The organism is Acrocarpospora catenulata (assembly GCF_018476525.1).
GTDB lineage: Bacteria > Actinomycetota > Actinomycetes > Streptosporangiales > Streptosporangiaceae > Acrocarpospora > Acrocarpospora catenulata.
Window position 1 is genome coordinate 25,535 of sequence record NZ_JAHCST010000044.1, and the last position, 24,316, is coordinate 49,850.

Sequence of the window (24,316 nt, forward strand, 5' to 3'; positions counted from 1 at the left end):
CAAGGGAGCGTGACGAACTTCGTGCTGCTCCCCGGCGGGGGTTCCGGGCCGGGTTACTGGGCACCGCTGGCGCGTGAACTGCGCCGCCGAGGCCACGGGGCGATCCCCGTCGAGTTGCCCTACGAGGACCCGCAGGCGGGCCTGGAGGAGTATGCGGACGCGGTGGCCGCGGCCGTCGGCGACCAGCCTGACCTGGTGGTGGTGGCGCACTCGTTCGGCGGATTCACCGGCCCGCTCGTCTGCGACCGGGTGCCCGTCCAGACCCTGGTGTTCCTGGCGGGCATGATCCCGCGCCCCGGCGAGCGGCCCATCGACTGGTGGTCGAACACCGGCCACGAGCAGGCCCTCAGCGAGAGCAACCGCCGCCACGGCCACGACCCCGGCGACGGGAACCCCTACGCCCTGTTCCTGCACGACGTGCCCCGCGACCTGGCCGACGAGGCGCTGGCCGACGGCCGTGATCAGGCGGACACCTCGATGCTCGCGCCCTGGCCGCGGCCCGCGCTCCCCGACGTCCCCACCCGCGCCCTGGCCTGCGCCGAGGACCGCTACTTCCCGCTGGAGTTCATGCGGGAGGTGACCCGGGACCGGCTGGGCTTCGCACCGGAGGTGGTCCCGGGCAGCCACAGCGCGATGCTGAGCCGCACGGCGGAGCTCGCCGACGCCCTGGAGCGGCCGGTCAGACGTTGATCGTGGTGATAGGCAGCGAGGAGTCGGCCGGGATGGCCAGGTCCGAGGGGGCGGCGCCGGCCTCCAGCAGGGTGGCCCCCAGGGCCGCCACCATGGCCCCGTTGTCGGTGCACAGGCCCGGCCGGGGCACGCGCAGGGTGATTCCGGCGGCGTCGCACCGCTCCTGGGCCAGGGCGCGGAGCCGGGAGTTGGCCGCCACGCCGCCCCCGATGAGCAGGTGCTCGACGCCGTGCCGGGCGCACGCCTCCAGGGCCTTACGGGTGAGCACGTCCACCACCGCCTCCTGGAAGGACGCGGCCACGTCCGGCACCGAGACGCCGGCGCCGGACCGCTCGACGTAGCGGGCGACGGCGGTCTTCAGGCCGGAGAAGGAGAAGTCGAGGGTGCCGTCGTCGGCCTTGCCGCGCGGAAAGGCGATGGCCGTGCCGGAGCCCTCGCGGGCGGCGCGGTCGATGTGCGGGCCACCGGGGAACGGCAGGCCGAGCACCCGGGCCACCTTGTCGAAGGCCTCCCCGGCCGCGTCGTCGACGGTCGAGCCGAGGGAGATCACGTCCTTGGCCACGTCGGGCACCAGCAGCAGCGAGGAGTGCCCGCCGGAGACCAGCAGGGCCAGGCACGGCTTGGGCAGCGGCCCGTGTTCGAGCTGGTCCACGGCCACGTGCGCGGCCAGGTGGTTGACTCCATAGAGCGGCACCCCGAGCCCCAGCGCGTACGCCTTGGCGGCGGCCACGCCCACCAGGAGGGCGCCGGCCAGCCCGGGGCCCGCGGTGACCGCGACGGCGTCGATGTCGGCGAACCGCAGCCCCGCCTTGGTCAGCGCGCTCTCCACGGTCTGGGCCATCGCGTCCAGGTGGGCGCGGGAGGCCACCTCGGGCACCACGCCGCCGAACCGGGCGTGCTCGTCCATGCTGGAGGCGATCGTGTCGGCGAGCAGGGTGTGCCCGCGCACGATGCCCACGCCGGTCTCGTCGCAGGAGGTCTCGATCCCCAGGACGATCGGCTGGTCAGCCATCGAGTCTCCTCACCATTGTGATCGCGTCGGTGCCGTCGTCGTAGTAGCGGCGGCGCACGCCGAACGAGGTGAACCCGAAACGTTCGTACATGGCCTGCGCCGCCGGGTTGTCGGCGCGCACCTCAAGGAAGATTTCGGTCGCCCCGCGCCGGCCCGCCTCGGCGAGCAGCTCGGTGAGCAACTGGGAGCCGATGCCGGATCTGCGGTGCTCGGCGTACACGGCGATGGTCTGCACGTCGCCCTGGTCGGCGGACACGGCCAGCCCGGCGTAGCCGACGACCTGGCCCTCGACCTCGGCGACCAGGTAGTGCCGGGTGCGCGGCTGGTCGGCCAGCTCGCCACGCATCATGCCCTCGCTCCAGGCGTCGGAGGGGAAGGTGGCCCGCTCGATCGCCATGACGGCGGGCAGGTCCCCCGTGGTCATCTGCCGGAGCGCGGCCACCGCCATCACGCGGTCACCCGCTTGGGCGCCCCCGGGATCTGCGCGTCCGGGCGGCGCAGGTAGATGGGTGCGGCGGGCCCGAGCACCGACCGGCCCTGGGCGGCCTCCTCGGAGTCGATGCGGCCCTCGGGCAGCCTGGCCGCCGCCAGGGCCTCCTCCGGGGTCAGCATCGCGAGTTGTTCGGCCGCCAGCGCCGCCAGCGCGCCGGCCGACGGGTGTTCCGGGCCGGTCACCGGGCCGATGATCTCCTCATAGAGGCGGACCCCGACGACGGCGTCCCCGGCGGGCACGTCGTGCGGCCGGGCCACCCGCGGGCCGTCCACCCGGGTGCGGGCGTCGCCGTACCTGGCCCAGAAGAGCTCCTTGCGGCGGGCGTCGGTGACCACCGTGAACGGCCCCGGCAGGCCCGCCTCGTACGCCACCGCGTCCAGCGTGCACACCCCGTACGCCGGGACGCCCAGCGTGGTGGCCAGCGCCCGCGCGGTCATCAGCCCGACCCGCAGCCCCGTGTACGGCCCCGGCCCGGCTCCGGCCACGACCGCGGTCACCTCGCCCAGCCGCGCGCCCGACTCGCGGAGCACGGTCTGAATCGCGGGGGCGAGCAGCTCGCCATGCCGCCGTGCGTCGATGGTGGTGGATTCGGCCAGCACGCGCGTTCCGTCATGCAATGCGGCCGTAACGGCGGGGGTAGCGGTATCAAAGGCCAGGACCAGCACGAACAACAAGCCTAGCCGCTCCACGGAGCGGTACGCGTACGCTCAGGAATCGGCCGCTCAGGCCCGCGAAGCGTAGACGATGATGTTGTCCCGATATTCGTGCTTCTTCCAGTCGAAATCCCCACCGCAGGTGACCAGCCGCAGCCCTTCCCCCGTGTACACGCTCTCCGCCGGAAACGCGTCCTTGGGGATCTGCTCGACCGAGTCCACCTCGTACGTCACCGTCTTGCCGTCACTCCGGGCGACCTTGACCACCGACCCTTCCTTCAGCTCGCGGAGCCGGTAGAAGACGGCGGGGGCGGTCTTGGTGTCCACATGCCCGATGATCACCGAGGCGCCCTCGTCCCCGGGCACCGCGCTGCCCGTGTACCAGCCCGCGACCTTGGGTTTCTCGTACGGCGGCAACTCGACCTCACCCCCGCTGGTCAGCCCGAGCTCCATCAGCGGGGCCTTCAGCTTCAACTGGGGGATGTCGATGCGTTCCGGCACGGCGGAGGAGCGGGTGGCAGTCGGTTCGGTCTGCGGCCTGCCCATGGCGTACAGCACGAACCCGGTGATCACTCCCGCGATGATCAGCGTCCGAGTCGAGGACGCCAACCTCAGACCCGATTGCGCATGCGGGCCACGCCGATGCCGAGCACGACGACGGCGATCAGCCCGAGCGCCATCGGCATGATGGGCACCCCGCTGGCCGCGTCCTCAGGGCCGCCCGCCGCCGTGCCGCCGCCGCCCGCGCCGGGGGCCTTGGTCGGGAAGTTGCCGCTGCCGGAGGAGGGGGCGGTCACCTTGAGCCGGGCGCTGCCGATGTCGTTGGTGGCCTCGCAGCGCACCTCCACCTTGTAGCCGCCGGCCTTGGCGTTGGCGCTCAGCAGGGCGACGCCGGTGAGCCGGGGCTCGGGCGCCGGGCTGGGCGCGGGCGTGGGCGGCAGCGGCGGCATCAGGCTGACGATGCCGGTGAAGGCGTCGGAGCGGGCATTGGCCTTGTACGTGGTGCCCGGCTGGGCGGGCGGGCAGAACGCGGTGACCCGGACGTTCTTGGTGGCGCCACCGGCGATCGAGGTGGGGTTCACCACCACCCGCACGTTCTGCCGGGGCAGGATCGAGACGTCCGTGCTGGGCGCGGCGGGAGAAATGGTGACGGTCGGCGTGGGCTCCGGCTCGGAATCGGCTGACGCCGAGCACCCGGCCGCGCCGAGTAAGCCGAGTAATACCGCCCCCGCACATGCGGCCTGTGTCAGCTTGCTCATCGGCGCACCCCTCCCGCCACCCTTGTACCCAGAAAAGCTAAGCCCATCCATCACTAAAGATCTTCATTTTCTATTGATCCCCAGAGATGTGGAAGGGTCCCGCGCGTACCCACCTAAATTGGAATATCGGACCAACGACTACCAACCCCCCGAAGGTGGACGATTCGCCGGTCGCCTTCGGAGTCGGCCTCGATCAGGATCTCCAGCCGCTCGTCGGAGAGCCCTTCGACCAGGCCCTCGCCCCACTCCACCACGGTGACCGAGTCGGCGATCGAGGCGTCCAGGTCCAGGTCGTCCACCTCCAGGGCGCCGCCAAGCCGGTACGCGTCGGCGTGCACCAGGGCGGGGCCGCCGGAGAGCGACGGATGCACCCGGGAGATGACGAAGGTGGGCGAGGTGATCGGGCCGCGCACCTTGAGGCCCTCGCCGATGCCCTGGGTGAGCGTGGTCTTGCCCGCCCCCAGCGGGCCGGTCAGCACCACCAGGTCGCCCGGCTGGAGCAGTCCGGCGATCCGGGCCCCCAGCGCCCGCATCTCCTCCGCGTCCCGCGCGACCGTGCTCATGGTTCTCCCCGTTCCGCTCGTTTCATGAGTGTCAGCAGCGCCTCGTTGACCACGCCCGGGCGCTCCAGCTGCACCAGATGCGAGGTGTCCGGCACCATGGTCAGATCTGCGGTGGGCACGGCCGCGGCGATGGCCCGGCTGTGGTCGGGCGGGGTGAGCCAGTCCCGTTCCCCCACCACGACCGAGGTCGGCACCTTGTTCAGCACGTCCAGCGCGGTCAGCTTGTCGTGCGACATCAGCGCCGGGTAGAAGTCGGCGATCACCTCGGACGGGGTGGCCCTGATCATCGACTCGACGAAGTCCACCACGGTCGGGCTGACCAACTTGGAGTCCCCGAACCCGAGGTAGCGCAACGCCAGGAAGGCGATGTCGTTGCCCACCTGGCGTCCCCGGTCCACCAGTGCCGCGCGTTTGCGCATCATCGACACGGTGGCCGGGAGCACCATGTTCACCGCCTTGGACATCATCGCGGGCAGGCCCAGGCTGAGCTCGGCCAGTTTCCCCGCCGAGGTGGAGATGAGCGCCACCCCGCGCACCCGGTCGCCGAACAGCTCCGGCCGCCGGTCGGCCAGCGCCATGATCGTCATACCGCCCATGGAGTGCCCGACCAGCACGCACGGCCCCGGCACCAGCTTGTCGAGCACCAGCTCCAGGTCCTCACCGAGCCGGTCGATGGTGCAGTCGGCGGCCGGGGCGCGGGAGGACAGGCCGTGACAGCGCTGGTCCCAGAGCACCACCCGGTAGTCCCGCCGGAGCGCGCGCCACTGGTAGTGCCAGGAGTCGGAGGTGAGGCAGTAGCCGTGGCAGAGCACCACGGTCAGCTCGGCGTCGGGCCGGCCGTCCACCTCGGCGTGGATGCGCAGGCCGTCGGAGGTGATGAGGTCGTGGCTCGACCCGTGCAACTCACCGAAGGGCTCGTTGGCCTCCAGGTCGGGGCGGAGCCGGATGCGGCCCACGGCGTAGCGTTTGGCCAGCGCGCCCGCCGCCCACCCCGCGGAGGCGGCACCGACGAGGGCCCCCGCGATCCCGACCGTGCGCCGTGTGGTCATTGACGATCTCCTTGTTGCGCGTTCCCCGGCCGCTGGTTGAGGTGGACGCGCGGCACACGGGATCCGATCCCGGTCACGATCTCATACGTGATCGTGCCGAGGGAATCTGCCCATTCCTGACAAGTGGGTTCATTCTCATCTCCGGGACCGAAGAGGACGACTTCATCGCCCGAGGTCAACAGGTCGTCCCCCAAATCTAGGACAAACTGGTCCATACATACCCGACCGGCGATGGTGCGCCGACGTCCCCCGGCCAGCACCTGGACCCGGTTGGTGGCGCTGCGCATGATGCCGTCGGCGTATCCGAGCGGCACCACGCCGAGGCTGGTCTCCCCCGCCGTGTGGTAGAGGTGGCCGTAGGAGACCCCGGAACCCGCCGGAACGCGCTTCACCAGGGCCAGGCGGGCGGTCAGCGTCATCGCCGGGCGCAGGCCGAAGTCGCCCAGTTCGGGGACGGGGCTCAGTCCGTACACGGCGATGCCGCAGCGGACCATGTCGTATTTGGCCTGCGGCAGGGTGAGCGTGGCGGCGGAGTTGGCGATGTGCCGCACGGCTCCGCTCAGGCCCGGGTGCTTGATCGCGTGCTCGAAGGCGGCCAGCTGGCTGTCTATGGACGGATGTCCGGGTATGTCGGCACAGGCGAAGTGTGACCACACCCCGACGATCTCCACCAGGCCCTCCGCCTGGACGGCCAGCGCCCGATCCACCAGCCCGCCCCAGGTAGCGAGCGTCGCGCCGCCCCTGGACATCCCGGTGTCGATCTTGAGGTGCAGCCGCACGGTCGACCCGGCGCTCCGGGCCGCCGCCGCGATCTCGTCCACCAGCTCACGCGACCCGGCCGACAACTCGACACCCTGCCTGATCGCCTCCTCCAGCGGCTCCCCCGGGGGGATGATCCAGGCCAGCACGGGCGCGGTGATCCCGGCCGCGCGCAGCGCCAGCGCCTCCCGCAGGTACGCCGTGCCCAGCCGGGTGGCACCGGCCTCCAGGCAGGCCCTGGCGCAGGGCAGCAGACCGTGACCGTACGCGTCGGCCTTGACGACGGCCATGAACTCGGCCCCGGGCGCGCGGGCGGCGAGCAGGGCGACGTTGTGCCGGACGGCGTCCAGGTCGACGCGGGCCTCGGCCGGGGTCAGGATGCTCATCTGTCGATTTTCGCAGCCCAGCCACGGTGCCCGGGCCAAATCAGAGGGTTCGGAGCACCTCGGGAAGCGCCTGCGCCACGTCCAGGGCGGCGATCGGGGCCTGCCCGACGGTGCCGCCGTGCACGGCCGCGCGGGCGGCCAGGCCGTGCAGGTGCGCGGCGCAGGAGGCCGCGTCGTAACAGCTGAGCCCCCCGGCCAGCAGCGCCCCCGCGATCCCGGAGAGCACGTCGCCGGTGCCGCCGGTGGCCAGCCAGGGCGTTCCGGTGGCGTTCACCCGGACCGGCCGGTCCTGCTCGGCGACCAGCGTGGTGGAGCCCTTGAGCAGCACGGTCACCCCGAGTTCCGCCACCGCGCGGCGCACGTGCTCGATCCTGGCCGCCTCGATGCGCTCGTGCGGCACGCCCAGCAGCCGGGACAGCTCCCCCGCGTGCGGGGTGATCACGGTCGGCGCGGCCCGGCGCAACAGCGAGCGGTCCCGCGCGACCAGGGTCAGCCCGTCGGCGTCCACCAGCACCGGCACGTCCGTGGCCAGCACCGCCCTGGCCAGCTCGGCGGCCTCCTTCCCGGTGCCCATGCCGGGGCCGAGCACCCAGGCCTGCACCCGGCCCACCTCGTCCAGGTCGGACCCGGCCAGCACGGTCGTGATCGCCTCCGGCCACTGCATCCGCACCATCCGGACCGGCTCCTCGGCACTGGCGAACCGCACCATCCCGGCCCCGGCCCGCACCGCGCCGCCCACCGCCAGCACCCCGGCTCCGGTGAACCGGTCGCTGCCGGCCACGATCCCGACCACCCCGCGCCGGTACTTGTCCGACTCGGGGGAGGGGCGCGGCAGCAGGTCCGCCACGTCCTCGTCGGTCAGCGACACCACGTCCGGATCCGGCAGGTACGGCCCCAGCCCGATGTCCACCAGTTCGACAAGCCCGCAGGCCGCCCGGCCGGGATCGATCAGCAACCCGGTCTTGCGCGCCCCGAAGGTCACCGTCACCTGGGCGCGCACCACCGCCCCCTCGACCCGCCCGGTGCTCGCGTCCACCCCGCTCGGCACGTCCACCGCCACCACCAGACCCGGGGCCTCGTAAGCGGCCAGGGCCAGGGTCGCGTACGGCTCCCGCAGCGCCCCCGCCCCGCCGATCCCGACCAGGCCGTCCACGATCAGGTCGGCCCGCTCGATCGCCGCCAGACCGGGGGCCGGAACCGCCCGCCCACCGGCGGCCCGGAGCGTGGCCAGGCCGCGCTCGTGGGTGCGGGCGCCGGCCAGCACCGCCTCCACCCTGGCCCCCCGCTCGGCGAGGGCGGCCCCGGCCAGCAGGGTGTCCCCGCCGTTGTCGCCGCTGCCGACGAGCAGGGCCACCCGGGATCCGTACACCTTGCCGTGCAGCCCGGCGAGCAGCCCGGCCAGCACGGCGGTGAGCCCGGCGGCGGCGCGGTCCATCAGGGCGCCCGCGGGCAGGGTGGCCATCAGGGCGTGTTCGGCGGCCCTGATCTGGTCGGATGTGTAGGCGGTCCGCATGGCTCCGACGCTAGCCGCCGCCGATCACCCGCGCCACGGCCCGCGCCCGGCGAGTCACCCTTCCGCGATGACGTAGGCCAGGGCGAAGCCGCCGTCGTGGCTGAGCGAGACGTGCCAGTTCCGCACCCCGAGGGACCCGGCGATCTCCTCGGCCCGCCCGGTCAGGTGCAGCGACGGGCGGCCGTCGGCGGCCTTGCGGATCTCGGCCTCCCGGTGGCTCAGCCCCGGCGGGCCGCCCAGCGCCTTGGCCACCGCCTCCTTGGCCGCGAACCTGGCTGCCAGGGAGGTCACGGGCTCCCCCTGCTCACCCTCGGTGAACAGCCGGGTGAGCAGCCCGGGCGTACGTTCCACCGTGGCGGCGAACCTGGCCACGTCCACAAGATCCACCCCGATGCCGACGATCATGTAGGCAGCCTACCTAACCACCGATCTACAGACGGTTATCCACAGCCTGTGGACCCCGCGATTCCCGCGGCGAACGCGGTGAGTAGTGTTGGGCGGCGTGGCAGATGGAGACGTGTACGTCGAGTTCAGCCGGGCGCAGTGGCGGGAGCTGCGCAAGAACACGCCGCTCACGCTGACCGAGGCGGAGCTGACCGAACTGCGCGGGGTGGACGATCCGATCGACCTGGACGAGGTCACCGAGATCTACCTCCCGCTCACCCGGCTGCTCAACCTGCACTTCACCGGGGCCCGGCAGCGGGGAGCCGCGGTCAGCACCTTCCTGGGCGACGACGGCCCGCCCCCGCCGTACGTGCTGGGGCTGGCCGGCAGCGTCGCGGTCGGCAAGTCCACCACCGCGCGGCTGCTGCACACGCTGCTCGCCCGGTGGCCGGAGCACCCCAAGGTGGCCCTGATCACCACCGACAGCTTCCTCCACCCGAACAAGATCCTCGCCGAGCGGGACATCATGCACCGCAAGGGCTTCCCCGAGAGCTACGACCGGCGGGCCCTGGTGCAGTTCGTCGCCGAGGTGAAGGCCGGACGGCCCGAAGTGACGGCCCCTGTCTACAGCCACCTGGAATACGACATCATCCCCGGCGCCGAGCAGGTCATCAGAAGTCCCGACATCCTCATCGTCGAGGGCCTGAACGTGCTGCAACCGGCGCCCCCCACCGCCCTCGCGCTCAACGACTACTTCGACTTCTCCATCTACGTCGACGCCCGGGTCGAGGACATCCGCGACTGGTACGTGCACCGTTTCCACAAGCTCCGCCGCACCGCCTTCGAGGACCCCAAGTCCTACTTCCGCCACCTGGCCGCCCTCTCCGAGGAGGAGGCCACCGAGTTCGCCCGCGACATCTGGCGGGACATCAACGAGCGGAACCTGGTCGAGAACATCGTGCCCACCCGGGACCGGGCCGGGCTCATCCTCCACAAAGGCCCCGACCACTCGGTCACCCGGGTCCGCCTCCGCCGCATCTGACCCCCGGGGGAGCCCGTCATGCTCCAGCGGTATGAGCGCGACGCGGCGAAGCTCGTCCTTTCGGGTGAGGCCACCCGGCGGAGCGGAAAGGTACTGTCCCGATCATGACAATCCTCGCCACCGAGGGTCTCACCAAACGGTTCCCCAGGGTCACCGCGCTGGACCAGCTCACGGTCAGCACCGGAACCGGGGTCACCGGCCTGGTTGGCGCCAACGGCGCGGGCAAATCCACGCTGATCAAGATCCTGCTCGGCCTGCTCCCGCCCACCGCCGGCCGGGCCACCGTGCTCGGCCTGGACCCCGCCACCGACGCGCTGCGGATCAGGCGCGCGGTCGGCTACATGCCCGAGCACGACTGCCTGCCGCCGGACGTCTCGGCCACCGAGTTCACCGTGCACCTGGCCCAGCTCTCCGGCCTGCCGCGCACCGCCGCCCGGGAACGGGCCGCCGACACCCTCCGCCACGTCGGCCTCGCCGAGGAGCGGTACCGGCCGATCGGCGGCTACTCCACCGGCATGAAACAGCGGGTCAAGCTGGCCCAGGCGCTGGTGCACGACCCGAAAGTGATCTTCCTCGACGAGCCCACCAACGGTCTCGACCCGCAGGGCCGCGACGAGATGCTCGCCCTGATCCGCCGGATCGGCACCGAGTTCGGCATCAGCGTGCTGGTCACCTCACACCTGCTCGGCGAGCTGGAGCGCATCTGCGACCACGTCATCGTCATCGACGGCGGCCGGCTGCTCCGCTCCTCGGCCATCGGGGAGTTCACCCGGGCCGCCGCGGCGGTGACCGTGGAGGTGGAGGAAGGCTGGGACCGGCTGGCCAAGCGCCTGGAGGAGAACGGGACGACCGTGACGGTGGATGGCAAAACACTGACCGTGCAGGTCGCCCCGGACGCCGCCGAACCGACGTTCGACTTGCTCAGAGACACTGTGGCCGACCTGGAACTCAACCTGGTCCGGCTGGAACAGCGACATGGGCGCATCGAGGACGTGTTCAATTGACTTCCTCCCCACGGATAAATCCGGAGGATTCCAACCCTCGCAGGCTGAATCTTCCTGCTTCATCAGCGACAGCCCCCGGGACGAACCCAAGCCGAGGTCTTACATGGCCTCCACAGGCATCACATCCCGCCAGCCCGGCGGTAGGCCCGGTGGCTTGGTTCTCACCACCGGGCAGACCACACCGTACCCCGCTTCCGGGTGTACGCGCCGTCGTTTCCCCGTTCGCAGCCCGTCTTGACAAGGAAGACCGATGATCCAACCCATCGGTGTCATCCACGACATCGGCTACCGCCACTACGACGGGCCCCGGCTCGGCCGGGGGTACGCCACCACCGCGCTCGCGCTGAACAGCCTGCGCGGGGTCTTCGGGCTCGGCCGGGCCGCCCGTGCCAAGATCATGCCCTTCCTGATCGCCGGGACCATGCTGCTGCCCGCCGTGGTCTCCATCGCGGTGATGGCCCTGCTGAAGGAACGCCCGCTGGCGTATCCGGGGTACGCGGTGACCATGCAGGCCGTACTGGCGATCTTCGTGGCCGCCCAGTCGCCGTACCTGGTCGCCCCCGACCTGCGCTTCCGGGTGCTGCCGCTCTACCTGTCCCGGCCGATCACCAGCCTGGACTACGTGGCCGCCAAGCTGGTGGCGATGATCGCGGCGCTCTACCTGCTGCTGGCCCTCCCGCTGACCCTCATGTACCTCGGCGAGCTGCTGATCGACCTGGACGGCCCGCCGCACACCGGCGACTACTTCGCCGCGCTGGGCGGCGGGCTGGTCTGCGCGGTCACGCTGGCCGTGATCGGCGTGGCCATCGCCTCCTTCACCCCCAGGCGCGGCCTCGGCGTGGCCGCGGTGATCGCGTTCTACATGTTCACCCTGGCCGCCTCCGCCGTCTTCTTCGGCGTGCTGCTCTCCGAGGGGCACGAGACCGCCGCCGAGTGGAGCATCCTGATCAACCCGTTCTTCCTGGTCGACGCCGTCCAGGTGAACCTGTTCGGCACCGAGGCCGCCAACGGCCAGGGCTACCCGCCCGGCGCCGGGCCCGCCGTCATCACCGCGGGCGTCATCGCGCTGGCGCTGGGCGCGCTGGTGCTCCGCTACCGGAAGGCGGCCGCCGCGTGAGCGTGCTCGAACTCACCCAGGTCTCCCGCTGGTACGGCAACGTGGTGGCCGTCAACGACGTCACCATGACCATCGGCCCCGGCGTCACCGGCCTGCTCGGCCCCAACGGCGCAGGGAAGTCCACCCTGCTGCACATGATGGCCGGTTTCCTGGCCCCCTCCGGCGGCACCGCGCTGCTGGACGGGCGGCCCATCTGGCGCAACCACCCCGTCTACCGCACCATCGGCCTGGTCCCAGAACGGGAGGGCGTGTACGGCTTCCTCACCGGCTGGCAGTTCGTCCGCTCCGCCGCCCGGCTGCACGGCCTGCCCGACGAGGCCGCCGCACGCGCCCTGGACCTGGTGGAGATGACCCCGGCCAAGGACCGGCGCATCGAGACCTACTCCAAGGGCATGCGGCAGCGGGTCAAGGTGGCCGGGGCGCTGGTGCACGACCCCCAGGTGCTGCTGCTGGACGAGCCGTTCAACGGCATGGACCCCCGGCAGCGGCTGCACCTGATGGACCTGGTCAGGGAGCTGGGCGCGGCGGGCCGCACCATCCTGTTCAGCTCGCACATCCTGGAGGAGGTGGAGCGGGTCGCCCAGCAGATCGAGGTGCTGGTGGCCGGGCGGCACGCGGCCTCCGGCGACTACCGGGAGATCCGGCGGCGGATGACCGACCGGCCCCACCTGTTCCGGGTGCGCTCCAGCAATGACCGGCGGCTGGCCGCCGCGCTCATCGCCGACCCCTGTTCCGGCGGCGTCTCCCTCACCCCGGAGGGCCTGGAGGTGCGGACCGAGGACTACCGCCGTTTCACCGGACTGCTGCCCCGGCTGGCCCGCGATCTCGACGTGCACCTCTGGCAGGTGTCCCCCACAGACGAGGATCTGGAAAGCGTGTTCTCCTACCTGAGCGGACGATCATGAACCCCGTCGTGGCGTCCATCACCTACCGGGCCATGCTCGGGCGCAAGCGCGTCTGGCTGCTGGCCCTGCTGCCGGTGGCGCTGCTGGCCATCGCGGTGCTGCTCCGGCTGGTCGGGGGCGGCGACGAGAGCACCGCCGTCACCGTGCTGGAGACCTTCGCGATCGGGGCGATGCTGCCGCTGCTCGGGCTGATCGCGGGCACCGGGGTGATCGCACCGGAGATCGAGGACGGCACGATCATCCACCTGCTCTCCAAGCCGATCTCCCGGCCGGTGATCACGACCACCAAGTTCGCGGTGGCGGCCACGCTGCTCGTGCTCTTCTCCGCCATCCCCACCTTTTTAGCCGGATATATCCTGATCGGCACGGAGGCAGGGGTTTCGGCGAGTTTCGCGCTGGGCGCGCTGTTCGGCAGCATCGCCTACGCGGGTGTGTTCCTGCTGATCGGCGTGGTGACCCGGCACGCGGTCACGGTGGGCGTCATCTACGCCCTGGTCTGGGAAGGGCTGATCGGCAGGTACGTGCCCGGCGCCCGGAAGTTCTCCATCCAGCAGTGGGCCCAGTCCATCGCCGACCAGTACTCGGCCTCGCCGTTCGTCAAGTCGGACGTGCCGCTCAGCTTCGCCGTACCCGCCATGATCATCGTGACGGTCGGCGCGGTGCTCTGGGCCGGTCAGCGACTGCGCTCGCTGTCGCTGACCGGCGACGAGTAGTACTTAGACGCAGACCTCGCGGACCACGTCGGCCAGCCGCGCCGCGACCGACTCGGCGTGCTCGTGCGAGGCGGCCTCCACCATGACGCGGATCATCGGCTCGGTGCCGCTCGGGCGGATCAGCACCCGCCCGGTGTCGCCGAGCTCCCGCTCCGCCTCGGCCACCGCCGCCAGCAGCGCCGGCTCGGCGGCCTTGGCCTTGCTCACGTTCCGCACGTTGACCAGCACCTGCGGCAGCTTGGTCATCACCGCCGCCAGCTCGGCCAGCGAGCGCCCGGAACGTGCCACCACGGCGAGCAGGTGCAGCGAGGTGAGCAGGCCGTCCCCGGTGGTGGCGTGGTCGAGCATGATCACATGCCCGGACTGCTCACCCCCGAAGTTGAACCCGCGCTCCTGCATCTGCTCCAGGACGTACCGGTCGCCCACGGCGGTCTCCACCACCGTGACCCCGGCCTCCCGCATGGCCAGCTTGAACCCCAGGTTGGACATGACCGTCGCGACCACGGTGTCGGCGACCAGGCGGCCCTCCGCCCGCATCGCCAGCGCCAGGATCGCCATGATCTGGTCGCCGTCGACCTCCTCGCCGTCCCCGGTCACCGCCAGGCACCGGTCGGCGTCGCCGTCGTAGGCGATGCCCAGGTCGGCGCCCTTGGCGACGACGGCCTTCTTCAACGGGTCGAGATGGGTGGAACCCACCCCGTCGTTGATGTTCAGCCCGTCTGGAGCGGTCCCAATGGTCTCCACGTCGGCGCCCGCCCGGCGCAGCGCCTCCGGGGCGACCATGTGCGCGGCGCCGTGCGCGCAGTCCACCACCACGCTCAGGCCGTCCAGCCGGTGCGGCAGCGAGGTGAGCAGGTGCGTGACGTAACGGTTGGCCTCGCCGTACGCCTCCCGGACCCGGCCCACCGAGGAGCCGACCGGGCGGTCCCAACTCTCGCCGAGCCGTTCCTCGATCTCGTTCTCCACCGCGTCCGGCAGCTTGAAGCCGCCCCGGGTGAGGAACTTGATCCCGTTGTCCGGCGCGGGATTGTGGGAGGCCGAGAGCATGACCCCGAGGTCGGCTCCCAGCGCGGGTGTCAGATACGCGACCGCCGGGGTGGGCAGCACGCCGAGCCGGAGCACGTCCATGCCCGACGACGCGAGGCCGGCGACCACGGCGGCTTCGAGAAACTCTCCCGAAGCACGCGGGTCCCGGCCTACGACGGCGAGCGGGCGGCTCCTCCCGGCGTCGCGGAGAACGTGCGCGGCCGCCACGGACAGGTCCATGGCGAGCTCGGCGGTGAGGTCGCGCCCGGCGACCCCACGCACCCCGTCGGTGCCGAAGAGGCGGCCCAATTTAACGCTTGCTGTACTGCGGAGCCTTGCGGGCCTTCTTGAGGCCGTACTTCTTCCGCTCCGTGGCGCGGGCGTCACGGGTGAGGAAGCCGGCCTTCTTCAGCGGCGGCCGGTTGGTCTCGGCGTCCAGGATGGCGAGCGCCCGGGACAGACCCATCCGCAGCGCGCCGGCCTGGCCGGTCACGCCGCCGCCGTCGATGCGGGCGATCACGTCGAACTGGTCCTCGGCGCCGAGCACCACGAAGGGCTCGTTCACGATCTGCTGGTGGACCTTGTTCGGGAAGTAGGTGTCCAGCGAGCGGCCGTTGATCGTCCACTTGCCGGTGCCGGGCACGATGCGCACCCGGGCCACGGCCTGCTTGCGGCGGCCGGTGCCGTACGAGTTGCCGGTGGTGACCGGCTTACGCACGGGGGCGTCGGCGGCGGGCGCCGACTCGGTGGTGTACTCGGACGGGAACTCCTCAGCGGAGACGTCCTCCAGCTCGCCCTCGACGAGCGTCTCGATACCAGTGGTCTCAGCCACGGTTCTCCTCTTAACTTTCCTGGCTCGGCGTTACTGGGCGATCTGGGTGATCTCGAAGGGGACCGGGCGCTGCGCCTGGTGCGGGTGCTCGGCGCCGGCGTAGACCTTGAGCTTCTTGGCCATCTTCCGGCCGAGGGCGTTCTTCGGGAGCATGCCCTTGACCGCCTTCTCCACGGCCCGGTCGGGACGCTTCTCCATCAGCTCGTTGTAGGTGACCGAGCGCAGACCGCCCGGGTAGCCGGAGTGCCGGTACGCCTTCTTCTGCTGGAGCTTGTTGCCGGTGAGCGCGACCTTGTCGGCGTTGATCACGATGACGAAGTCACCGGTGTCGACGTGGTTGGCGAAGATCGGCTTGTGCTTGCCACGGAGCAGGACAGCGACGTGGCTGGCCAGCCGGCCGAGCACGACGTCGGTCGCGTCGATGACGTACCACTGACGCTCGACCTCGTTGGGCTTCGGTGTGAACGTGCGCACGGCAGTGCCTTCTGTAGGAATGTGAACTCATCGGAGGTTGCGCGGGCACACGGCGGCAACCTTCCGTCTCCACATCCACGGGAGATGACGCCGGACGCGCCGTGGATCATTCACTGCGGACTGATCCACACACAACGAACTAGCAGACTACCGGTCTCCTGGCCAGGGGTCAAAACAGCGAGAACAACGCCGGGAGTGTACGTCGCCCGGGGCGCCGGATCGGATGATCGGTTGCATCCGGTCTCGTTGTTCTCATTTTCAACAAGCCTTCCGGTCCCTATATTTGGCTGCGGTATGTGGCAGCCCCCTCACACCCGGCATACCCAACGGATCTCCCGGCGCGGGACTCACTTGGGCCTAGTCGCATGCGTGACGGCGGTGCTGCTGCTCGGGATCGTGATCGGCCGTCTCACCGTGGCTCCGCGCGACCTGGACGAGGTCTACCTGCGCAACTCCGAGCCCTCCCCGTCCGCCACCAGCCCCTCGCCGCCGCCGCTCGCGCTCAAGCAGCGCTACCGGCCGCCGCTGGACCCCGTGGCGCGCCCCGCGACCACCCAGGACGCCCAGGTCCCCGGCCAGACCGCGCCCAGCGCCAAGCCCCGGCCGCGTCAGTCCAACATGATCCCCGGCTACGACGGCAACAGCGACCCCACCCAGACCCACACCGTCCCGGAAACCGGGGTGGACCAGAGCCACCTGGCCAGGCTGGAGTCCAACGTGGTCGCCCTGGTCAACGCCGAGCGCGCCAAGAAGAACAACTGCCAGCCGCTGCGGGTGGACCACCGCCTGGTGCAGTCGGCCAGGACCCACTCCATCGAGATGGCGGCCACCAACAGTTTCGTGCACGAGTCCCCGGACGGCTCCACCCCGTGGCAGCGCATGGAACGCGCGGGCTACCCGCACGGCGGGGCCGAGAACATCGCCCGCGGCTACCAGACCGCCGAGCAGGCCGTGGCCGGGTGGATGGCCAGCCCGACCCACCGCAACAACATCCTGAACTGCCGCCTCACCGCCACGGGCGTCGGCGTCAGCCTCGGCCCGGAGGGCCCCTGGTGGACCCAGGACTTCGGATACCCGTGATTTCCCGCAATTGACGGGCGACCCAGCATCTGGGGAGATAGGCGGCTAATCTCAGGCTCATGGGTTACCCCGACCACCCGTCCCGCCCCCTGTGGCGCCAGCCGGTGGCCATTGTGGCCATCCTGCTCGGTGCCGGTCTCGCCGTCGCTTTCGGATTCTGGGTTTCCGCCCGTGGAGAGGACACGCCCCCGCCGAAGGCGGAGCCCAAGCCCTCGCCGAGCATCCCCCAGATCCCGGGCGGCAGGTACGGGTACACGGCCGCCCGCAGCACCGACCCCAAGCCGCTGACCACCAAAGAGATCTTCGGCCGCAACAAGATCACCAACGAGGGCCGGTCGTACGCGGTGACCACCCGCCGCTACGACAAGAACTGCAAGGACGCCATCTCCGGCGAGAAACTGGAGAAGGCTCTCAAGGCCGCGAGCTGCAACCAGATCATCCGGGCCAGCTTCCGGGACGCCAAGGGCGTGGTCATCGGCACCGTCGGGGTGGCCAACCTGAAGACCTCGGCCGGGGCCAAGAAGGTGGCCGGCGTCGGCGCGGGCAAGGAACGCAAAGACTTCCTCAAGCCGCTGCCCGGCAAGGACGAGTACAGCAAGTTCCTCGGCCAGGGTGAGGCGTACGCGGGGGGCTGGACCCACGGGCACTACGCCGTCCTGCTCTGGTTCCAGTTCAAGGACGGCCACGAGCCCAAGAAGGCCGACATCAAGCGGCTGACCCAGGCCGCCATCGACATAACCAACCAAACCGTCTTCGCCGCCCTCGACGTACGTACCATCCACGGTGGCTGACCGGAAATATCCCCTGCGCCGCGACCCCGTAGCCCTGCGGAAACGCCCATAGCGGCACGACGATCTCGTCAGCGCCGATACGCTTCCGCCTATGCGTGGCCAGGATTCCGGTTCCGAACACGACTACGACGGCGGCACGGCGGCACCTCCGCCCAGTTTCGGCCAGCCGTTCGGCGACCCCAGCCAGCCGATCGTTCCGTCCTCTCCGTGGCGCCCCGGCTACAGCTGGTTCTCGGCCCCCGGGCGCGACTCCTCCCAGGACCACCCCGACCTGCCCGCCGACCGGGCGACCCAGGGGCAAGCGGATTCGAGCGCCCTGCCCGCCCAAGGTGAGAACGTCGTTCCCCCGGTGGTGCCGGGCGCGCCGCCGTGGCAGCCGCCGCCCGCCTTCACCGCCGCGGCGGCCGGCATGCAGGTCTGGCCGGCCTCCGACGCCCCCGGTCGCGCCTGGCCCGCCGCCACCGGCGAATCCATCGGCGAACCGTCCGGCTGGCCCCAGCCGCCGGCCGTGTACCCGGCCCCCGTACCCGGCGACCATGACGCCGCCGAGAGCGCGGACCAGGCGCCGGATCGTCCGAGCCCCGAGAGCGACTCCGGCGGGTTCGCGTTCGCCGCCGTGGGCGCGCCTGAGCCGCCCGTGGGCGAATCCGCGGCAGCCCAGGCCGTACTGGCACGGGGACGCTCCGGCGAACCCGGGGACGTCCCGGTGTGGCCGCCGCGCCTGCCCGGAGAGCCGGAAATCAGCGCGGAAGGCGAGGAGGATCCCCCGGTCGTGCCCCGGCACTGGCCGCCGAACGACCCGGACGCCGCCCCCGCGCTCCGCCCGTGGTCGGCGCCCGCCCACCCCGCGACCGCCGACGCCGAACTCCCGGACCCCGAGCCGGGCATTCCCACCTGGCCTTCGGTGGTCGGCGCGCACGCGGCCTCGGACACCGCCACCGACGACGAGCCGCGCCCCGGCGAACCCAACGACCTCCCGGTGGCCGGCCTGGCCGACGCCCCGCCCTCGGTCGCGCCGGAGGCCGACGTCCCGCCCCCCGCCCAGCCGGCCGACGACGAGGCGAGCCCACGCGACACCTTCCCGCCCACGCACTTCGGGGCCTTCACGGAGCCTGAAACCCCTGCGGAGCCCGACACGACCACCCCGGACGCCCCGGGGCCCGAGGATGCCGCTCCCGCGACGGCGGACGCGCAGCCGGAAGCCGGAACCACCGAATCGGCAGACGACCCAGCACCTGAGGGTACGAAAACCGGCGAGGCGGACACAGATGAGGGTGATCTGGTCACGCTCCCCGGTGAGCGGGCCCCCGAAGGGCTGCCCTGGCAGCGGGCCGACTGGTCCGCCGAACCGCCCCAATGGCCGCCGACCACCCCGCTCCCCCCGCTTCCCGACGACGAGACCCCCGCCGAAACGACCATCCCCCGGCGGGAGGCCATCTTCCCTGCAGGCCTGCCGATGCCGGCCCGCGCCCAGGCCAGGACGGACACCCCGGCCGAGGGCATCGTGCTGCCCCCCGTCCAGCAGAGCCACCGCAACCAACTCCCGGCCCCGGTGAAGCCCGCGACCCTGCTGGCGAACCCCCGCCAGCGCAGCAGGAGCGGCGCGGGCCGCAAGGCGGTGTTCGGGCTCTGCTCGCTGATCGTCGTCGGCGCCATCGGCACGGCCGCGTACTTCGCCTACACCGACCAGGGCACCCGCGCCACCGCCGCCCCCGCCCCGAGCGCGACCCCGATGCTGCCCAACGAAGGCCCCGACCCGGGCCCGGTCGCCGCCGCGGTCCTCGACTCCGAGGCCACCGACCCCCGGAAGCTGACCCTCGCCGAGGCGTTCCCCGACGGCCGGGTCAGCGTGGACGGCCGCACCTTCCGCCGCGTCAAGGTGAACATCACCGACAACTGCGAGGACGCCGCCGCCGGCGCCTTCGCCCAGGCCCTCACCCAGCACCAGTGCCGCCGCGTGCTCCGCGCCACCTACGTGGACGGCAAGCAGAAGTACGCCATCACCACCGGCATCGCGGTGCTCCCCACCAAGGAGGCCGCCCTGGAGGTCGACAAGGCCAAGAACCTCGGGGGCAACCTGTGGTTCCGCGGCCTCAACGGCGACGCCGACACCGGCGCCGACCGGGTGGCCATCTCCGGCGGCTACGCGGCCGGCATGGTCTGGGGCCGCTACATCGTCTTCAGCTACGCCACCTACGCCGACGGCCACACCCCGGTGGAGAACGAGAAGGACCTCGGCCCGGTGAGCGGCGCCTTCCGCGACCACACCGCCGAGGTGGTCAAGAAGCGCATCACCCAGTAGCCACGCGTCAGGCGGGCGGGGTGAGGGTGCGGACGCGGCGGGTCAAGCTCGCCTGCGTGGCCAGCTCGTCGTCCGGCGGATAGGCGACCTCTTCGAGGGTCAGGCCGTGGGCCGGGGCCACGTGGATGGCCGAATCGCGCTGGGCCCTGGCCAGGGCCTCGGCGGGCCAGCCGGTGGGGCGGCGGCCCTCGCCGACCGGGAGCAGGGAGCCGACCAGGGCGCGGACCATCGAGTGGCAGAAGGCGTCGGCGACGAGGGTGGCCACGATCAGGCCCTCCGGCGTGCGCTGCCAGTCCAGGCGCCGGAGTTCCCTGATGGTGGTGGCGCCCTCGCGCTTCCGGCAGAAGGCGGCGAAGTCGTGCTCGCCCAGCAGGTGGACGGAGGCGGCGTTCAGCAGGTCCACGTCGAGCGGGCGGTTGTGCCAGAACACGTCCCTGCGGCGCAGCGGGTCGACCCCCCAGAGGGTGTCCGCGACGCGGTAGCCGTACCGGCGGAAGAGGGCCGAGAAACGGGCGTCAAAGCCGTCAGGAGCCACGGAGACCCGACGAACGCGCACGTCCAATGGCAGAACCCCGGAAAGCCTCCGGACCAGCCCAGCGAGCGGCTCATCGGCGCGGAGCGTCTCCAGCGCGGCCGGGTCCACGTCCACATGGGCGACCTGCCCCCGGGCGTGCACCCCCGCGTCGGTACGGCCGGCCACCGTCAACGACGGAGGATCCACCCGCAGGACACGCCCGAGCGCCTGCTCGATCTCCCCCTGGACCGTCCGCAGCCCAGGCTGCTTGGCCCATCCGGAGAAATCCGTACCGTCATACCCGAGATCCAGCCGCAACCGGAGCACCGGCCACCTCCTCCCAAACGAAACGGGCCCGGCACCCCACCAGGGACGCCGGGCCCGCCAGGAGCCTGAGAATCAGGCCTCGATCAGATCAGGACTCGGCCTTCGCAGCCCCGCCGTCCGAAGCCTCGGGGGCCTCGGCGGGCTCCTCGGCCGAGTCGTCCGCGGCCGCCGGGGCGGCCTTGGTCTCCTCGACCTCAGCCGGGGTCTCGGCCGGGGTCTCAACCGGAGCCGTCCGGGCGGTCTTCACCGGGTTGAGCGCCTCGGTCACCAGCTCGATGACCGCCATCGGCGCGTTGTCACCCTTCCGGGGCTCCAGCTTGGTGATCCGGGTGTACCCACCGGGCCGCTCCGCGAAGGTCGGGGCGATCTCCGTGAACAGGTGGTGGATGACGCTCTTGTCCCGGACGACCGTCATGACCTGGCGACGGTTGTGCAGGTCGCCCTTCTTGGCCTTGGTGATCAGCCGCTCGGCCAGCGGCCGGAGCCGCTTGGCCTTCGCCTCGGTGGTCTTGATGCGCCCGTGCTGGAACAGCTGGGTGGCCAGGTTGGCCAGGATCAGCCGCTCGTGCGCGGGGCTACCGCCGAGGCGGGCGCCCTTGGTGGGCTTGGGCATGATGATGCTCCTTTGGATAACCCGCCCCGGCCGTATCAGGTACCGGGGTCGGGCCGACCGGCTAACCGGTCGTCAGTGACTTGGAACTCAGTACTGCTCGGTCTCGATGAAGCCGCCGTCCTCGTCGTCGTACCCGCCGCCGGCGACCGCGGTGGGGTCGAATCCGGGCGGGGAGTCCTTGAGGGCGAGGCCCATCTCGTGCAGCTTCTGCTTGACCTCTTCGATGGACTTGGCACCGAAGTTCCGGATGTCCAGGAGGTCCTGCTCGCTCCGCGCGACGAGCTCACCCACGGTGTGGATGCCCTCACGCTTGAGGCAGTTGTAGGAGCGAACGGTCAGGTTCAGCTCCTCGATCGGCAGCGCCAGGTCGGCGGCGAGCGCCGCGTCCGTCGGCGACGGGCCGATGTCGATGCCCTCGGCCTCGACGTTGAGCTCGCGAGCCAGGCCGAAGAGCTCGACCAGGGTCTTACCGGCCGAGGCCACCGCGTCGCGGGGCTTCATGCACGGCTTGGTCTCCACGTCCAGGATGAGGCGGTCGAAGTCGGTGCGCTGCTCGACTCGGGTGGCCTCGACCTTGTACGTGACCTTGAGTACCGGCGAGTAGATCGAGTCGATCGGAATACGCCCGATCTCCTGGCCCGGCTGCTTGTTCTGCGCGGCGGAGACGTAGCCGCGACCGCGCTCGACGGTCAGCTCCATCTCCAGCTTCGCCTTCCCGTTGAGGGTGGCGATGTGCAGGTCGGGGTTGTGCACCTCGACACCGGCCGGAGGCGCGATGTCGGCGGCGGTGACCTCACCGGGGCCCTGCTTGCGCAGGTACATGACCACCGGCTCGTCGTGCTCGGACGAGACGACCAGGGCCTTCAGGTTCAGGATGATGTCGGTGACATCCTCCTTGACCCCGGGAACGGTCGAGAACTCGTGGAGCACACCCTCGATGCGGATGCTCGTGACGGCCGCGCCCGGAATGGACGACAGCAGCGTGCGCCGCAGCGAGTTGCCGATGGTGTAGCCGAAGCCCGGCTCCAGGGGCTCGATGACGAACTTGGAGCGGTGCTCTTCGAGGGACTCCTCGACGAGGCTGGGACGCTGTGCGATGAGCATGCGTGTTCTCCTCCTTCACGGCGACGCCCGCTATTTGACGCCGCTCGTTTAACCATGATGCCGCACGACCCGGTAAAGCTGGGCCGTGCGGCAGTCCGAGCGCTACTTACTTGGAGTAGAGCTCGACGATGAGCTGCTCCTGGACCAGCGTGTCGATCTGCTGGCGGACCGGGAGCTGGTGCACGAGGATCCGCATGGCCTCCGCGGAGACGCCCAGCCAGGCCGGGACGGTCTTGTCCCCGGCGGTGGCCCGAGCGACCTCGTACGGCAGCAGGTTGCGCGACTTCTCGCGGACCTCGACGATGTCGTGCTCGCGCACGCGGTACGAGGGAATGTCCACCTTCTTGCCGTTCACCAGCACGTGCCCGTGCCGGACCTGCTGGCGGGCGGCGTCCCGGGACTCGGCGAACCCGGCGCGGTAAACCACGTTGTCCAACCGGCTCTCCAGGATCTGGAGCAGGTTCTCACCGGTCTTGCCGGACTTGCGGTTGGCTTCCTCGTAGTAGTTGCGGAACTGCTTCTCCAGCACGCCGTAGATACGGCGGGTCTTCTGCTTCTCGCGCAGCTGGAGCTGGAACTCCGACTCCTTGGGACGGCCGCGGCCGTGCTCACCCGGCGGGTACGGGCGAATCTCGATGGGGCACTTCGCGGACTCGCACTTCTTGCCCTTGAGGAAGAGCTTGGTCTTCTCCCGACGGCAGAGCTTGCAGTCCGCACCCGTGTAACGAGCCATTTTCTCTATCTCCTGGTCAGACGCGGCGGCGCTTCGGCGGACGGCAACCGTTGTGCGGAACCGGGGTCACGTCCTGGATGGAGCCGACCTCGAGCCCGGTCGCCTGCAGCGAGCGGATCGCGGTCTCCCGGCCGGAGCCGGGGCCCTTCACGAAGACGTCGACCTTGCGCATGCCGTGCTCCATGGCCCGGCGGGCGGCGTTCTCGGCGGCCATCTGCGCGGCGAACGGGGTGGACTTGCGGGAGCCCTTGAACCCGACGTGCCCGGCGCTGGCCCAGGAGATCACGTTCCCGTTCGGGTCGGTGATCGAAACGATCGTGTTGTTGAACGTGCTCTTGATGTGGGCGTGCCCATGAGCGACGTTCTTCTTCTCCTTGCGGCGCACCTTCTTCGGTGCGCCCTGGCGGCTCTTCGGCGGCATTTAAGCGCTTCTCCTGGAATGTGGCTGCTAGGACTTACTTCTTGCCGGGCTTCTTCTTGCCGGCCACGGTCTTCTTCTTCCCCTTGCGGGTGCGCGCGTTGGTCTGCGTGCGCTGACCGTGGACAGGCAGGCCCTTGCGGTGCCGGATGCCCTGGTAACAGCCGATCTCGATCTTGCGACGGATGTCCGCCTGAACTTCGCGGCGGAGGTCACCCTCGATCTTGTAGTTCGCCTCGATGTAGTCACGCATGGGCACGAGCTCGGTGTCGCTGAGCTGGTGCACGCGCAGGTCACCGCTGACGCCGGTGGCCTCGAGGATCTCCAGGGCGCGGGTGCGACCGATTCCGTAAATGTAGGTAAGAGCGATCTCCAGCCGCTTGTCGCGGGGGAGGTCGACGCCAACCAGGCGAGCCATGGTCGGGCATTCTCCTTCGTTGTGGCGGAGGTCCTGCGCCTCACTACCCCTCCCCATGCCCGGGGTGAGGGCCCCGGCCTCCGACCGGGGGTCGCCCACGTGGTTCGCCCTCCGGGGAGGGCGCCTTCGCGGGTGTGACGCG

28 protein-coding genes are annotated in these 24,316 nt (G+C 71.0%); 9 read left to right on the plus strand and 19 right to left on the minus strand.

The features are described from left to right. Positions 1–9: 9 nt before the first annotated feature. A complete protein-coding gene (locus KIP79_RS32340; RefSeq protein ID WP_214108755.1) occupies positions 10–690 on the plus strand; it encodes an alpha/beta hydrolase in 681 nt (226 codons plus the stop codon). Here the strand turns inward: KIP79_RS32340 and tsaD are convergent. The 10 genes from tsaD to KIP79_RS32390 form a co-directional block, all read right to left on the minus strand. Beyond that, positions 680–1,702, minus strand: a complete 1,023-nt coding sequence (gene tsaD, locus KIP79_RS32345; RefSeq protein WP_214108756.1) for a tRNA (adenosine(37)-N6)-threonylcarbamoyltransferase complex transferase subunit TsaD — start codon at positions 1,700–1,702, stop codon at positions 680–682. The genes KIP79_RS32340 and tsaD overlap by 11 nt on opposite strands. Continuing rightward, positions 1,695–2,150, minus strand: a complete 456-nt coding sequence (gene rimI, locus KIP79_RS32350) for a ribosomal protein S18-alanine N-acetyltransferase (protein WP_250214196.1) — start codon at positions 2,148–2,150, stop codon at positions 1,695–1,697. The genes tsaD and rimI overlap by 8 nt, the downstream gene beginning before the upstream one ends. Beyond that, positions 2,150–2,860: a tRNA (adenosine(37)-N6)-threonylcarbamoyltransferase complex dimerization subunit type 1 TsaB gene (tsaB, locus tag KIP79_RS32355; RefSeq protein WP_214108811.1), complete on the minus strand. Its 711-nt coding sequence runs from the start codon at positions 2,858–2,860 to the stop codon at positions 2,150–2,152. The genes rimI and tsaB overlap by 1 nt, the downstream gene beginning before the upstream one ends. 57 nt (positions 2,861–2,917) lie before the next feature. Further along, complete coding sequence (locus KIP79_RS32360; protein ID WP_214108757.1) at positions 2,918–3,457, minus strand: class F sortase; 540 nt, start codon at positions 3,455–3,457, stop codon at positions 2,918–2,920. A gap of 2 nt (positions 3,458–3,459) precedes the next feature. After that, positions 3,460–4,107 carry a hypothetical protein gene (locus KIP79_RS32365; RefSeq protein ID WP_214108758.1) on the minus strand — a complete coding sequence of 216 codons (648 nt, stop codon included), beginning with the start codon at positions 4,105–4,107 and terminating at the stop codon, positions 3,460–3,462. 113 nt (positions 4,108–4,220) lie between these two features. Beyond that, on the minus strand, positions 4,221–4,670 hold the full coding sequence (gene tsaE / locus KIP79_RS32370; protein ID WP_214108759.1) for a tRNA (adenosine(37)-N6)-threonylcarbamoyltransferase complex ATPase subunit type 1 TsaE: 450 nt from the start codon (positions 4,668–4,670) through the stop codon (positions 4,221–4,223). Beyond that, positions 4,667–5,719 carry an alpha/beta fold hydrolase gene (locus tag KIP79_RS32375; protein ID WP_214108760.1) on the minus strand — a complete coding sequence of 351 codons (1,053 nt, stop codon included), beginning with the start codon at positions 5,717–5,719 and terminating at the stop codon, positions 4,667–4,669. Before KIP79_RS32375 ends, tsaE begins: the two co-directional genes overlap by 4 nt. Next, positions 5,716–6,864, minus strand: a complete 1,149-nt coding sequence (alr, locus tag KIP79_RS32380) for an alanine racemase (RefSeq protein ID WP_214108761.1) — start codon at positions 6,862–6,864, stop codon at positions 5,716–5,718. Before alr ends, KIP79_RS32375 begins: the two co-directional genes overlap by 4 nt. A 40-nt stretch (positions 6,865–6,904) precedes the next feature. Then, entirely contained in the window at positions 6,905–8,377 is a 1,473-nt protein-coding gene (locus tag KIP79_RS32385; protein WP_214108762.1) for an NAD(P)H-hydrate dehydratase, read from the minus strand. Between the two features lie 54 nt (positions 8,378–8,431). Then, the gene (locus KIP79_RS32390; protein WP_214108763.1) at positions 8,432–8,782 is read right to left on the minus strand and encodes a holo-ACP synthase; all 351 of its coding nucleotides are present in this window, start codon (positions 8,780–8,782) and stop codon (positions 8,432–8,434) included. A 97-nt stretch (positions 8,783–8,879) separates the two neighbouring features. Between KIP79_RS32390 and coaA the strand changes: the two genes are divergently transcribed. The 5 genes from coaA (at position 8,880) to KIP79_RS32415 (ending at position 13,542) form a co-directional block, all read left to right on the plus strand. Beyond that, positions 8,880–9,803 carry a type I pantothenate kinase gene (gene coaA, locus KIP79_RS32395; RefSeq protein WP_214108764.1) on the plus strand — a complete coding sequence of 308 codons (924 nt, stop codon included), beginning with the start codon at positions 8,880–8,882 and terminating at the stop codon, positions 9,801–9,803. Positions 9,804–9,907: 104 nt separating this feature from the next. Then, the gene (locus tag KIP79_RS32400; protein WP_214108765.1) at positions 9,908–10,807 is read left to right on the plus strand and encodes an ABC transporter ATP-binding protein; all 900 of its coding nucleotides are present in this window, start codon (positions 9,908–9,910) and stop codon (positions 10,805–10,807) included. A 250-nt stretch (positions 10,808–11,057) separates the two neighbouring features. Next, entirely contained in the window at positions 11,058–11,924 is an 867-nt protein-coding gene (locus KIP79_RS32405; protein ID WP_214108766.1) for an ABC transporter permease, read from the plus strand. Further along, a complete protein-coding gene (locus KIP79_RS32410; protein ID WP_214108767.1) occupies positions 11,921–12,829 on the plus strand; it encodes an ABC transporter ATP-binding protein in 909 nt (302 codons plus the stop codon). Before KIP79_RS32405 ends, KIP79_RS32410 begins: the two co-directional genes overlap by 4 nt. Next, positions 12,826–13,542: an ABC transporter permease gene (locus KIP79_RS32415; RefSeq protein ID WP_214108768.1), complete on the plus strand. Its 717-nt coding sequence runs from the start codon at positions 12,826–12,828 to the stop codon at positions 13,540–13,542. Before KIP79_RS32410 ends, KIP79_RS32415 begins: the two co-directional genes overlap by 4 nt. Positions 13,543–13,545: 3 nt before the next feature. On the opposite strand, the gene glmM is transcribed toward KIP79_RS32415, so the two are convergent. From glmM to rplM, 3 genes are read right to left on the minus strand one after another with little or no spacing between them, the layout of a single operon-like run. Beyond that, complete coding sequence (gene glmM / locus KIP79_RS32420) at positions 13,546–14,877, minus strand: phosphoglucosamine mutase (RefSeq protein ID WP_214108769.1); 1,332 nt, start codon at positions 14,875–14,877, stop codon at positions 13,546–13,548. Position 14,878: 1 nt separating this feature from the next. Beyond that, positions 14,879–15,400, minus strand: coding sequence for a 30S ribosomal protein S9 (rpsI, locus tag KIP79_RS32425; RefSeq protein ID WP_214108770.1), 522 nt, complete (start codon positions 15,398–15,400; stop codon positions 14,879–14,881). Positions 15,401–15,430: 30 nt separating this feature from the next. Further along, on the minus strand, positions 15,431–15,874 hold the full coding sequence (rplM, locus tag KIP79_RS32430) for a 50S ribosomal protein L13 (RefSeq protein WP_214108771.1): 444 nt from the start codon (positions 15,872–15,874) through the stop codon (positions 15,431–15,433). 369 nt (positions 15,875–16,243) lie between these two features. On the opposite strand from rplM, the gene KIP79_RS49760 reads away from it, so the two are divergent. The 3 genes from KIP79_RS49760 (at position 16,244) to KIP79_RS32445 (ending at position 20,047) form a co-directional block, all read left to right on the plus strand. Beyond that, entirely contained in the window at positions 16,244–16,954 is a 711-nt protein-coding gene (locus KIP79_RS49760; RefSeq protein ID WP_214108772.1) for a CAP domain-containing protein, read from the plus strand. Between the two features lie 59 nt (positions 16,955–17,013). Beyond that, positions 17,014–17,745, plus strand: coding sequence for a hypothetical protein (locus KIP79_RS32440; protein WP_214108773.1), 732 nt, complete (start codon positions 17,014–17,016; stop codon positions 17,743–17,745). A 91-nt stretch (positions 17,746–17,836) separates the two neighbouring features. Continuing rightward, positions 17,837–20,047 carry a hypothetical protein gene (locus KIP79_RS32445; RefSeq protein ID WP_214108774.1) on the plus strand — a complete coding sequence of 737 codons (2,211 nt, stop codon included), beginning with the start codon at positions 17,837–17,839 and terminating at the stop codon, positions 20,045–20,047. Positions 20,048–20,054: 7 nt separating this feature from the next. On the opposite strand, the gene truA is transcribed toward KIP79_RS32445, so the two are convergent. The 6 genes from truA to rpsM all read right to left on the minus strand — a co-directional run bounded on the left by truA (position 20,055) and on the right by rpsM (position 24,174). Next, complete coding sequence (gene truA / locus KIP79_RS32450; RefSeq protein WP_214108775.1) at positions 20,055–20,888, minus strand: tRNA pseudouridine(38-40) synthase TruA; 834 nt, start codon at positions 20,886–20,888, stop codon at positions 20,055–20,057. A gap of 88 nt (positions 20,889–20,976) precedes the next feature. After that, the gene (gene rplQ, locus KIP79_RS32455; RefSeq protein ID WP_214108776.1) at positions 20,977–21,501 is read right to left on the minus strand and encodes a 50S ribosomal protein L17; all 525 of its coding nucleotides are present in this window, start codon (positions 21,499–21,501) and stop codon (positions 20,977–20,979) included. A gap of 87 nt (positions 21,502–21,588) precedes the next feature. Continuing rightward, a complete protein-coding gene (locus KIP79_RS32460) occupies positions 21,589–22,605 on the minus strand; it encodes a DNA-directed RNA polymerase subunit alpha (protein WP_214108777.1) in 1,017 nt (338 codons plus the stop codon). Between the two features lie 106 nt (positions 22,606–22,711). Beyond that, positions 22,712–23,338 (minus strand): 30S ribosomal protein S4, encoded by a 627-nt coding sequence (gene rpsD / locus KIP79_RS32465; RefSeq protein ID WP_214108778.1) that lies wholly within the window; start codon positions 23,336–23,338, stop codon positions 22,712–22,714. Between the two features lie 16 nt (positions 23,339–23,354). Further along, on the minus strand, positions 23,355–23,759 hold the full coding sequence (rpsK, locus tag KIP79_RS32470; protein ID WP_020542285.1) for a 30S ribosomal protein S11: 405 nt from the start codon (positions 23,757–23,759) through the stop codon (positions 23,355–23,357). A gap of 34 nt (positions 23,760–23,793) precedes the next feature. Next, complete coding sequence (rpsM, locus tag KIP79_RS32475; RefSeq protein WP_214108779.1) at positions 23,794–24,174, minus strand: 30S ribosomal protein S13; 381 nt, start codon at positions 24,172–24,174, stop codon at positions 23,794–23,796. Positions 24,175–24,316: the final 142 nt, after the last annotated feature.